This window comes from Geothrix limicola (assembly GCF_030268085.1).
In the GTDB taxonomy this organism is placed as follows: domain Bacteria; phylum Acidobacteriota; class Holophagae; order Holophagales; family Holophagaceae; genus Geothrix; species Geothrix limicola.
The window spans coordinates 1-12,631 of record NZ_BSDE01000002.1 but is presented as its reverse complement, the minus strand read 5'-3'; the positions used below and the strand labels follow the sequence as shown (position 1 = coordinate 12,631).

At 65.4% G+C, this 12,631-nt stretch carries 5 protein-coding genes; 4 read left to right on the top strand and 1 reads right to left on the bottom strand.

Annotated elements, in window-relative coordinates; translation table 11 throughout:
- The first annotated feature begins 38 nt into the window (after positions 1–38).
- From QSJ34_RS05815 to QSJ34_RS05805, 3 genes are all read left to right on the top strand, one after another.
- Positions 39–1,115 (top strand): metallophosphoesterase, encoded by a 1,077-nt coding sequence (locus QSJ34_RS05815; RefSeq protein ID WP_285571618.1) that lies wholly within the window; start codon positions 39–41, stop codon positions 1,113–1,115.
- Between the two features lie 307 nt (positions 1,116–1,422).
- Positions 1,423–3,486, top strand: coding sequence for a polysaccharide biosynthesis protein (locus QSJ34_RS05810; RefSeq protein WP_285571615.1), 2,064 nt, complete (start codon positions 1,423–1,425; stop codon positions 3,484–3,486).
- A gap of 280 nt (positions 3,487–3,766) precedes the next feature.
- A complete protein-coding gene (locus QSJ34_RS05805; protein ID WP_285571612.1) occupies positions 3,767–6,088 on the top strand; it encodes a right-handed parallel beta-helix repeat-containing protein in 2,322 nt (773 codons plus the stop codon).
- 66 nt (positions 6,089–6,154) lie between these two features.
- Here QSJ34_RS05805 and QSJ34_RS05800 read toward each other — a convergent pair whose 3' ends face one another.
- A complete protein-coding gene (locus QSJ34_RS05800) occupies positions 6,155–6,796 on the bottom strand; it encodes a PilZ domain-containing protein (RefSeq protein WP_285571610.1) in 642 nt (213 codons plus the stop codon).
- 194 nt (positions 6,797–6,990) lie between these two features.
- Here QSJ34_RS05800 and QSJ34_RS05795 point away from each other — a divergent pair.
- Positions 6,991–12,631, top strand: a 5,641-nt coding sequence (locus QSJ34_RS05795) for a right-handed parallel beta-helix repeat-containing protein (RefSeq protein ID WP_285571605.1), incomplete at its 3' end; no start/stop codon positions are given.

Here is a 12,631-nt window from a genome sequence, read left to right as displayed (position 1 = left end):
CCTTTCCTGCCAAGAATCAGGTCGCACCGGACGCGAAGATGAGGCCCAGCCATCTTTTCCTCGTCCTGGCGGGCCTTCTCGTGCAGGCACTGGCCTGGGCTCTGCTGCCTCGCCGAGGGCGGCCCACCTTCACGCTGGCGGCCTTGTCGCTGGATCTGACCTGGATCCTTTGGTACGCCATCGACGGCCGCAGCCTGAGCGTCTCCGGCGTGTGGGCGCTGTCGCCGGTGGCCACCTGGCTCACCTTCCATCTGATGCTGGGGCCGCTCCTGGGGGTGGAGGCTGTGGCGCGGCTGCTGCCGTTGCGGCACTGGATCCGGGCGGCGGGCCTGGGCTTGATCCTGGGGGGCTATGCCTGGGGATTGGGCGAGGCCTACGGGCCCCCGGTCGTCACTGAAGTCTCCCTCGCCTTTCCGGATCTGCCGCCGGCCTTCGACGGCTACCGCATCGTGCTCGTCGGCGACATCCACGCGGGGCCCTACGCCGGCACGCGGACGGTGGGACGCTGGGCGCGCGCCATCGCCAAGCTGCCCGCGGACCTCGTGGTGGGGGCGGGCGATTTCGTGGCCCGCATTCCCGAGGAAGCTGAACGCACCGGCGAAGCCTTTCAGGCCCTTCATCCTGCCGATGGCCTGGTGGGCGTGCTCGGCAATCACGATCAGTACTCGCACACGGACGAAGTGGCGAGCCGGCTCCGCAAGCACGGCTGGGTGCTGCTGCTGGACCAGAAGCGGGTGATCGAGCGGCAGGGCCAGCGGCTGGTGCTGCTGGGTTCCCGTCATCCGGCCGAAGACGAAGAAGGGTTCCGGCCGGATTGGGAAGGGAAGCCCTGGCCATCCGGCTTCCGGATCGGGCTCTGCCATGGCCCCGAGCAGTGGCACCTGCTGCGGGAAGAAGGCGCGCGCCTGACCCTGGCCGCCCATACCCACGGGGGGCAGGTGGACCTCAGCCCCTTCTACAACGCGGCCAAGGAGCGCTCGCCCTATGTCGAGGGTCTGTACTCGGAGGGGCAGGATCGCCTGTTCGTCACGCGGGGGCTCGGGTGCACCACCCTGCCGTTCCGTTTCCGGTGCCGTCCCGAAATTGTCCGGATCACCCTGCACCGGGATCATTGAACGCCGCCGCTCCTTGAACGGTCTACTCCTTTTGATCTAGTGCATGGAGGCAATGGTCATAAGGGGGGGCCTTGGTTTTATCCGCGCTTATGGTCTTTGAAAATCGGCGGCCTTTCCAAGTGCCTGCAAAATCTGAATGTTCGCCTTGTCTATGAGTGTTGTCGCAAGTGATTTAGCAGGAATTTTCCACCTGGCCGGCATGAAGTGCTTATACTTTGGGGTCCAGACCAAAATGGGTTCCATAGACAGGAAGTCGACCATGGACGCACACGCAAAATCAGCTGCCGAACCTATGTCTCCATATGTTGTGAGTCCCATTCTCCGACAAGCCGGAAAGCAGCTGCTGGACGGCGTCCTGGCCGCCTGCGCCTGGCTGATCGTGGAAGGCCTGTGGACGGGCACGGGATGGTATCTGAAACAGACCGCCATCTGGGTGCTGATCTCCTTGTCCGTGGGCGGACTCTTCCAGCTGACCAGGCACGTCTACAGCCTGACCGATGTCCGGGATACGATGCGCCTGGCCATGGCGACGCTGACGCTGGCCAGTCTGGCCGTGGTCCTGAAGGTCATGACGGGTCCGCTCGGGCTCTTTCCCCCCATCTCGAACGTCGCCTTCGGTGCGAGCATCCTCACCGGCGGTTTCTGGGGCACACTCCGGGTTGGATGCCGGTGGTGGCGTGAGACCCGCGCGCGGAAGTCAGCCAATGGGAAGGTGGACCAGCGGAAGTTCCGGACTCTGATCGTGGGCGCCGGCCAAGCCGGGGCCTTGGTCCTGCAGGAGCTCCGCCGCCACACGGAACTGGGCTTCCACGTCATCGGGTTCATCGATGACAACACTTCCATCTATGGCGAGCGGGTGCACGGAATCCCCGTGCTGGGCGGCACGGCGCGCCTGGAGGAGATCGTCCGCAAGCACAAGGTGACCCACGCCATCCTCGCCATTCCGAGCGCCCCCGGACAAGCGGTCCGCAAGCTGAACAGCCGCCTCCAATCCATGCGGGTCCAGATCAAGACGGTGCCTGGCCTCTACAACCTGCTCGGAACCCAGGTGTGGAAACCCGTCATCCGCGACGTCTCCATCGAGGACGTGCTGCGGCGCGATGCGGTGCATCTGGATCACTCGGCCCTGCTCGAAGCCATCGAAGGCTCGGTGGTGCTCATCACCGGCGCCGGAGGTTCCATCGGCAGCGAACTGGCCCGCCAGATCGCCACCTTCAAGCCCAAGCACCTCGTGCTGCTCGGCCGGGGTGAGAACAGCCTTTGGATGATCCAGCGCGAACTGCACCGGCTCTTCCCGGACCAGGCCTACTCCCTGGAGCTCATGGATATCCGGAAGCGGAACGGCCTCCGGGAGATCTTCCAGATCTACCGCCCGGACATCGTCATGCACGCGGCGGCCCACAAGCATGTGCCCTTTCTCGAAACGCATCCGGCCGAGGCCGTGCTCAACAACATCTTCGGCACCATGAACGTCGTGGAGGCGGCCCTCGAATGTGGCACGCGCACGCTCGTCAGCATCTCTACGGACAAGGCCGTGAATCCGACGAATGTTCTGGGGGCCTCCAAGCGCATCGCCGAATGCATCGTGCTGGAGGCGTCCAAGAAGGCCGCGGCAGGGACGAGCTTCGTCAGTGTCCGCTTTGGCAACGTGCTCGGCAGCCGCGGCAGCGTCGTCCCCATCTTCATGGAGCAGATCGAGCAGGGCGGTCCCATCACGGTGACCCACCCTGAGATGACACGCTACTTCATGACGATCCCCGAGGCGAGCCAGCTGGTCCTCCAGGCTGGCGTTCTCGGCGAGACAGGCAAGGTCTATGTGTTGGACATGGGCGAGCCGGTGAAGATCGCTGATCTCGCTGCGGACATGGTGCGGCTGTCGGGGCTCACGCCCGGACGGGACATCGAGATCCAGTTCACGGGACTCCGGCCCGGCGAGAAGCTGCACGAGGAACTCTTCCTCGATCAGGAACGCTCCACGACCACGCTGCATTCCAAGGTCTACGAGACCAATCCCCATGGCATCGACGCCGACAAGCTGGCGGTAGGCCTCGAGGGTTTCCGGAAGGCCATCGCACTTCCGTTCAAGCAGAGGCAGCCCGAAATTGTCCGCCTGCTCCAGGCGATGGTGCCGACGTACACGCCCTCCATACTGGGCGTGGGCCGCTACGGAGGCCACGCCTGGAACCGCCGGAAGCCCAACAGCCCCTTGGCGCCGCAGGAGGCCTGTCGGCGGAAGAACCCGCCCAGCAAGGATGCGACCGCGCCCTGGCTGGTGCTGAACAAATCCAGAGTTCAGACCGACGAAGAACCCGCGGACCGACTCCCTTTCTCCCTCGAGCCTTGGGCGCCCATCGATGAACTTGATGCCTGAGGCTGGAGGCTTGATGCGGAGCCGGACACCCGGGGGGCACCCTGGGCTGGTTTGGAATCTGCGGGGATTCCGCTGGAGGCTTGTGGTCGGGCTGTGCCTGCTGGTGCTCGGTCTCGCCTGCGGCAACAAGGCGCAGGATGGGCAGGCGGCGGTCCAACCGACTCCGACACCAACCCCCACACCGACACCGACACCGACTCCTACGCCAACCCCGACCCCCACTCCAACGCCGACTCCCACGCCGACTCCCACACCTGGCACGACCCTTCACGAGTTCGTCGTGGCTCCCAATGGGACGGCCTCTAATCCTGGAACCCTGGCGGCCCCGACGACCCTGGAAGGCGCCCAGCTCCTGATCCGGAATGCGGCCCGGTCGGGCCCGGGCGTCCTGCGGGTCCTGTTGCGGGGGGGCGTTTATCAGCGAACCTCGGCAACGTTTTCGCTCGGCGCGACGGATTCGGGCTCCCAGGCCAACCCGGTGGAATACGTGGCCTATCCCAACGAGACGCCACGCCTCGTGGGGGGCGTTTCCCTCGATCCCAAGAACCTTCGCCTGGTGGATTCGACCGATCCGAACTGGGCCCGGCTGGATGCCACGGCCCAGTCCAAGATCTACGCAGCGGATCTCAGCAGCGTCCGTTCGTACCTGGGAAGCTTCAGCAGTCGGATCGATGGCAGCAGCGAGATCAATCACGCCATGGAAGTGTTCGCCAATGGCGTGCCGCTCTCGCTGGCTCAGTACCCAAAGGCCGTGGATCCCGAGTCGGTGAATCTCACGCCTCAGGCCACGCTGCGGGTCACGGGCAGCATCACGCCGGACGCGACTGGGGACTACGCCTACAAGGGCACCGATGCGTTGGGCCGCCCGTACTACCAGCTGGCCAAGGGCGGAGACCTCTGGTCCATCGCGGGTTCGGCCACCGGCGCGGATTGGTATCTATCCAACCGCCGCGACCTGGGAGGCACAGGCACATCGGCGTCCTGGGGGACATTTGAAAGCTTCGCGGGCCCCGTCGGCAGGTTCGACCCGACCTCGGGCCGCGCCCTCGGCTCGGCCTTCCTGAGCCGCGCGGATGGATCGAACGCCATGCCAGGTTTCATGCTCATCCAGGGGACGAACGGCAGCACACAGATCCAGGTCTCCAATTCCCGCATGGGCCGCTGGCGGGCCAGTGAGGCGATGTACTACGGTACGGGCTACTACGCATGGTCTGCCAGCCACTGCGCGCTGAGTTCGCTGGACTCGGCCTCCGGAACCATCCACCTGGCCTCGACGCCCACCTACGGCTTGAGGGGAGGCCAGCCCTTCTACGTCTACAACCTGCTCGAAGAACTCACCGATCCGGGGGACTATTTCATCGACCGGGTCAACGCCCGCCTGTACCTTCGCCCCGTGGGAGACGCGGTGCCTGGCGAAATCCTGCTTTCTACGCTGCAGGCGCCCATCGTCACCATGCGAAGCGTCGCTTACGTCAGTTGGAAGGGCATCGTTTTCGAATCGGCCCAGAACAACCTGGTGGACGCCCAGGCCTGCACCAACGTGACCTTCGCCAACTGCCTCTTCCGCAACGCCGGAGGCTGGGGGCTCCTCCTCAGCGGGGCATCCAATCTCGTCGAGGCCTGCGAACTCACACAACTCGGAAAAGGCGGCGTCTGGGTCTGCGGCGGTGACCGGCACACGCTCACGTCCAGCGGCACGGTGATCGAAAACAGTCGGATCCACCACTACGGCCGCCTCTTCTGGAGCTACCAGCCCGGAATCAACATCGATTCCATCACCAAGCCCAGCTACAGCGATGATTGTTCCGGCATCACGGTCCAGCACAACGAAATCCACCACGCGCCCCACCAGGCCATGCTCTTCCAGGGGAACAACCACACGATCCGCTACAACCACATCCATCACGTGTGCCAATGGGTGAACGATGCCGGGGCCCTCTATTCCCAGCGGGACTGGGGCAGCCAGGGCAACCTCGTCCAGTACAACCTGATCCGGCACAGCGGCGGTCCCTTTGGCGTCTACGTCCTGGGGATCTACCTGGATTCGGGAGGCAGCGGCGTCACCATCGAAGGCAACATCCTCTACAAGTCCGGCGCGGCCCTGGCCCTTCAGCACAATGGGGGCCGTGACGTGAAGATCCGGTACAACGTGATGTCTGGATACTGGTTCGGGGCAGTCACCGTGAACTACGGAACGACCATGGTGAACAACGTCGCCGGCAGTAGCCTCAACCTGCTGGAGAAGCTGAACCACTTCAACTACCAGGCTGCACCCTGGTCCACGGCCTATCCCACCGTCGCGGCCATCCCGAACGATTGGACTCTAATCCAGGGAAGCCATTGGCTCGAACCCGAGAATTGCATTTTTTACGGGAACCTGTTCCAGGGCAGCAGCGCCGACGCCATCCGCCAGGAGAATGTCTTTCCGGGCCTGGCCCCGCCCCTGACCTGGTTCACCCAGGTGTCGAATAACCTGAGTCAGGTGGATCCCCTCTTCATGGATCCGGTGAATCTGGACTTCAGGCTCAAACCCGAAAGCCCCATGTACAGCATCCCCGGCTTCCCGGGCATCGACGCATCCAAGATCGGCGTCCAGCCCTGAACCACGCTAAACGGGCACCAGGCCTGCCCTCAACCCTCCAGTCCATCCCTTGACGGAATCACCTTCTCAGGGGTTGGGTTGGGAAGAGCGGCGATGCTTCAGGAAATGGAAGACCGAGAGATCGATGGACGGCTGGATGACCGCCAGCCAGATGGCGCCGTAGCCGAAGCAAAGGGCGATCTTGATCCAGTTCGGATAGGCCGGAATGAGGCTCCGGAGCAGCCATACGGGAAGGATGGCCAGTGAGATGCACGAGCAGAAGGTGATGTAGAAGGTGGTCCGGAAGGCCCGCTTGCTGACGCCCAGGAGTTTTTCGCAGTTGGCCAGGTCCTTGTCGCGGCTGACCTCGAAATAGGCCAGGTAGCCCGCCAGCAGCGAGCTGTGGGTGCTGACCGGAGCGCTGCGAAACAGGGCTTCGAAGCGGCTGGGTTCGATGGCTTGCGCGAACTTGACGGCGGTTCCCCCGCTGTCGCCGCGGACCACGGTCCCCTCGGCGACGATGCGTTTGATGCCGCCTCCATCGGGGACCGGAATGGCGACTTTGCACTGGCTGCCCACCGGCAGGGGCGAGGTGGATCCGAGCAGGATGCCCCCCATCCCGATATTGATGACCATGGCGTAGGCGGCCACGCGCCCGGCGGAGACCACCCTGACCTTCTGGCTGAAGGGCAGGCGTTCGTAGGCTCGCTGATCGGCAGATGAGGTCATCGTCGAATCTCTCAACAGGATGATAGGCCCCTAGTGGACATTCGCAAGGAATGGGAGAAAACTGGCAGACCACCAATAAAGACTTATGCTTTTCGAGCCGAAAAGCAACCTCGTCGCACCCAGGAGCTCCCATGCACGCTGGGAGTATTCAAGTCCGCTTATTGGGCATCCTGATCATCGGGGTGGTGTGTTCGATGATCGCCTGCAGCGGTGGCGGCGGAAGCAGTGCCGCGGCGCCCGCTGCGCCTGTGCCGGGCACGCCTCCGGCTGCGGTGGGCCTGGTGGTCAGTCCCACGGTGACGGACATCAAGGCTGGCGACACGCTTGCGCTTACGGCCACGGTGTCGGGCACCACCGATACCTCCGTAACCTGGAGCGTCGACGGTGTGCCCAATGGAAACGCCAACGTGGGCACCATCTCGGGCAGCGGGACCAGCGCCGTCTACACGGCCCCGGATTCCGCAGGCAGCCACGTCCTGACGGCCACGAGCCAGGCTGATGCCTCCAAGAAAGCCTCGTCAAGTGTGACCGTCCATCCCATCACACCGGCGGTGAGCGTGACCTTGAGTCCCGGTGCGACGACGCTCACGGCCGGTGCGAGCCAATCCTTCTCCGCCGTGGTGTCGAATGCCGCGGATACGACGGTCAAGTGGACCGTCGATGGCGTCGTGAACGGCAATGGCACCGTGGGAACGGTGACCGGGAGTGGAAACACCGTGCTCTACACGGCACCCGCCGTGGCGGGCAGCCATACCCTGGTGGCCACCAGCATTGCGGACAGTTCGAAGAAAGCCGCCTCGACGATCTCGGTCCAGGCCCTCCCCCTCGTCGTCTCCGTGACGATGAACCCGACCTCCGTCACCCTGAATGCCGGGGGCTCCAGCTCCTTCACGGCCGCGGTGTCCGGGACCACCAACACAGCCATCCTGTGGAGCGTGGACGGCGTCCCCAGCGGCAATGCCAGCACGGGGACCGTGGCGGGGAGTGGTCTCACCATCACCTACACGGCCCCCACCCTGGGGGGAAGTCACACCCTGACCGCGACGAGTGTGGCCGATGCGAGCAAATCGGCCTCTGCCATTGTCGTCGTGCAGGTGCCTCCCCCCGCCGAAACGGTGACCCTGAATCCGGTTTCCAGCAGCCTGGCGGCGGGTTCCAGCACCTCCTTCATGGTCACGGTATCCGGCGTTTCCAATACGGCCGTCACCTGGGCCGTGGATGGCATCGCGAATGGGAACAGCACGGTGGGTACCCTCACAGGGACCGGCAACACCATCACCTATACGGCCCCGGCGGCCGCAGGCAGCCATACCCTGGTGGCCACCAGCCAGGCCGATGCGACCAAGTCGGCCTCGGCCCTCATCACCGTCCAGGCGCCTCCAGCCGCGGTGGTGGTCAGCCTGAGCCCTGCCACGGGGACGATCGCCACCGGGGCCTCGCTGACCTGTGCAGCCACCGTGTCGGGGACGACCAACACGGGCCTGTCATGGGCCGTGGACGGCATCACGGATGGAAACGCAAGTGTCGGGACGCTCACGGGAACAGGAACCACACGGCTTTACACCGCACCGGGTACCGCGGGTACCCACAGCATCACGGCCACGAGCGCGCAGGATCCCAGCCAGTCGGCCACGGCGACGGTGACGGTGGTGGTTCCCATCGGCATCACTTCCGTGGCGGTGAGTCCGGCCAGTGCCTCCTTGAACACGGGCGCCCAGAACCAGTTCACGGCTTCCGTCTCCGGAACGGGAAGCTACAACACCTCTGTCACCTGGTCCGCACAGCGGGGCACCATCAGCGGTTCCGGTCTCTACACCGCCCCCGCCACCGGCGGAAGCGATGTCGTGACCGCGACGAGCGTGGCCGACGCCAGCAAGTCGTCGAGCGCGAGCATCACCGTGACGACCACGGCCACCATCAGCTCCGTGACGCTGAGCCCGGCGGCCATTTCCTTGACGACCGGAGCCCAGAACCAGTTCGTCGCCACGGTATCGGGCACGGGCAGCTACAGCTCGGCCGTGACCTGGACGGCCCAGCGGGGCAGCATCACGAGCACGGGCCTGTACACCGCGCCTGCCACGAGCGGGAGCGACGTGGTCACGGCGACGAGCGTGGCGAACACCAGCAAGTCCGCGAGTGCCAGCATCACGGTGGCATCCGCCTCGAGCATCACCTCGGTGACCTTGAGTCCGACAACGATCTCCCTGAATACAAGCGCGCAGAACCAGTTCATTGCGACTGTTGCGGGCACGGGGAGCTACAGCTCGGCGGTGACCTGGACGGCCCAGCGGGGCAGCATCACGAGCGCGGGCCTCTATACCGCGCCCGCCACGAGCGGAAGCGACGTCGTGACGGCGACGAGCGTGGGTGATTCCAGCAAGTCCGCCAGTTCGAGCATCACCGTCAACGTCGCCGCCAGCATCACCTCCGTGACCGTGAGCCCGACGAGTGCATCCCTGAACACGGGCACCCAGAAACAATTCACCGCCACGGTCGCGGGCACGGGAAGCTACAGTTCGGCGGTGACCTGGACGGCCCAGCGGGGCACGGTCACGAGTTCGGGTCTGTACACCGCCCCCGCCACGAGCGGCAGCGACGTGGTGACGGCGACGAGCACGGCCGACGCCAGCAAATCCGCGAGCTCAAGCATCTCCGTGGCCGTGAGCGCCAGCATCACCTCCGTGGCCGTGAGTCCGGCGACCCTGTCCTTGAACGTGGGGGCCCAGAACCAGTTCATCGCGACGGTTGCCGGCACGGGAAGCTACAGTTCGACGGTGACCTGGTCGGCCCAGCGGGGCACGATCACCAGCTCGGGCCTCTATACCGCGCCGGCAACAAGTGGCAGCGATGTCGTGACGGCGACGAGCACGGCGGACGCCACCAAATCCGGGGCTGCAAGCGTCACAGTGGCGGTCACGGGCGTCACCTCCGTGGCGGTGAGTCCGGCGACGCTCACCCTGCTCGCGGGCGCTCAGAACCAGTTCGTGTCCACCGTGACCGGGACGGGAAGCTACAGCTCCTCCGTGACCTGGACGGCGCAGCGGGGCACGATCACCAGCGGAGGTCTCTACACGGCGCCCGCCACGGGCGGCAGTGACGTGGTGACGGCGACGAGCGTGACGGATGCCAGCAAGTCCGCGAGCGCCACCATCACGGTCACCGCCGCGGCGAGCATCACCTCGGTGACTCTGAGCCCGACCTCCCTATCGCTGAACACCGGCGCCCAGAACCAGTTCGTGGTCACGGTTTCGGGAACAGGGAACTACAGTTCGGCGGTGACGTGGACGGCGCAACGAGGAACGATCACGAGCGGTGGCCTCTACACGGCGCCGGCGACGAGCGGCAGCGATGTGGTGACGGCGACGAGCGTGGCAGATACGAGTAAGTCCTCGAGCTCGACCCTCACGGTGACGGCGGCCACGAGCATTACCTCGGTGGCGGTGAGCCCGACCTCGCTGTCCCTGAACGCGAGCGCCCAGAACCAGTTCGTGGTCACGGTCTCCGGGACGGGGAGCTACAGCTCGGCGGTGACCTGGACGGCGCAGCGGGGAACGATCACGAGCGGTGGCCTCTACACGGCGCCGGCGACGAGCGGCAGCGACGTGGTGACGGCCACGAGCGTGGCCGATACGAGCAAGTCCGCGAGCTCGACCCTCACCATCTCCGCCACCAGCAGCATCACCTCGGTGACCGTGAGCCCGACGACGCTGTCCCTGACGGCGAGCGCCCAGAACCAGTTCACGGTGGCCGTTTCGGGTTCGGGGAGCTACAGCTCCTCCGTCACCTGGTCGGCGCAGCGGGGCAGCATCACGAGCGGGGGCCTCTACACGGCGCCTGCCAGCGGCGGCAGCGACGTGGTGACGGCCACCAGCACGACGGATAGCACTAAGAGCAGCTCCTGCACCGTGACCGTGCAGGCTGCCCCCGCGGGCATCTTTGTGGCGCCCAATGGCCTCTCGACCAATCCCGGCACCCTAGCCTCGCCCACGACCCTGGAAGGGGCTCGCACCCTCCTCCAGAACGCCAGCCGTGCCACGGCGGGCACCCTCAGCGTCTACCTGCGTGGCGGCATCTACCCACGGACCTCCAGCTTCACCCTGGGCTCGGCGGATTCCGGTTCCGCGGCCAACCCCATCCAGTACGTCGCCTACCCCAATGAAACGCCCCGGATCATCGGCGGCGTCTCGGTGAATCCGGCCTCCGCCCACCTGGTGGACGGCACGGACCCCAACTGGTCCCGCCTGGATCCCAGCGCCCGGAGCCAGATCTACGTGGTGGACCTCTCGGCCTACAGCGCGAGCCTGGGCACCTTGACCAGCCGCGCCGACGGTAGCGGGGGCGTGAACCAGTCCATGGAAGTCTTTGTGGATGGAAAGCCCCTCACCCTGGCCCGCTACCCCAAGGCCGTGGACGTGAACGCGGCGGTCACGGCGCCCCAGGCCAGCATCCACGTGAGCGGAACGCTCAGCCCCGACGTGACGGGCGACTATGCCTACAAGGGCCTGGACAGCCGCGGGCGGCCCTACTACCAGCTCGCAAAGAACGGCGACGTGTGGTCCATCGCGGCCTCGGCCACGGGACCGGACTGGCGGCTGTCCAACCGCAGGGACCTGGGCGGCACGGGAACGTCGGCCTCCTGGGGGACCTGGGATACCTTCGCAGCCCCTGCGGGCGCCTTCGTCGCGGGATCGGGAGCTTCGGGCACGGCCTTCCTGTCGCCGGCGGATGGATCGAATGCGATCCCGGGCTTCCTGCTGATCCGCAGCACCAATGGCTCCACCCAGATCACGGCGCCCGATCCCAACATGAGCCAGTGGCGGGCCTCGGAGGCCATGTATTTCGGACTGGGCTACTACAGCTGGTCCGGCAGCCACAGCGCGATCACGTCCTTCGATCCGACGACGGGCAGCATCGTGCTGGCCAATTCGGTGACCTATGGGCTTCGTGCGGGCCAGCCCTTCTTTATCTACAACCTGCTGGAGGAGCTGACGGCGCCCGGCGAATGCTTCATCGATCGGGTCAACGCGCGGCTCTACCTGCGGCCCGTGGGCGACGTGCCGCCGAGCGAGATCCTGCTGTCGACGCTGCAGGCGCCGGTGCTGCAGATGTCGGGCTGCCAGCAGATCACCTGGAATGGGATCAGCTTCGAGGCGGCCAAGGACCGGCTGGTCTACGCCTCGAGCTGCCAGAACGTGGCCTTCCGGAACTGCCAGTTCCGCAATGCGGGCGGCTACGCCATGCTCCTCAACGGCAGCTCGAACCTGGTGGAGGGCTGCGACTTCAGGCAGCTGGGCAAGGGCGGCATCTGGGCCTCGGGCGGCAACCGGACGACGCTGACGCCCAGCGGGACGCTGATCGAGAACAGTGAGTTCCAGTACTTCGGGCGGCTGTTCTGGACCTACCAGCCGGCCATCAACCTGGGGACCTTCAGCGACGCGTACAACAACGACTGCATGGGGTTCACGATCCAGCACAACGAGATCCACCATTCGCCCCACGCGGCGATCCTGTTCAGCGGCAATGGGAACACGATCAAGTACAACCACATCCATGACGCGACGCAGTGGACGAACGACGCAGGGGTGATCTACACGACGGGCCGGGAGTGGGGGACACAGGGGAACCTGATCCAGTTCAATCTGATCCGGAACTGCGGGAGCCCGCTGGGGGTCTACACGTCGGGGATCTACATCGACGGCGTGGGCAGTGGCGTGAAGATCGAGGGGAACATCCTCTACAAGGTGTCTCCGATGTTCGCGATCCAGCACAACGGGGGCCGGGACGTACAGACGCAGTACAACATTTTCTCAGGGCACTGGTATGGGGTGGATATCA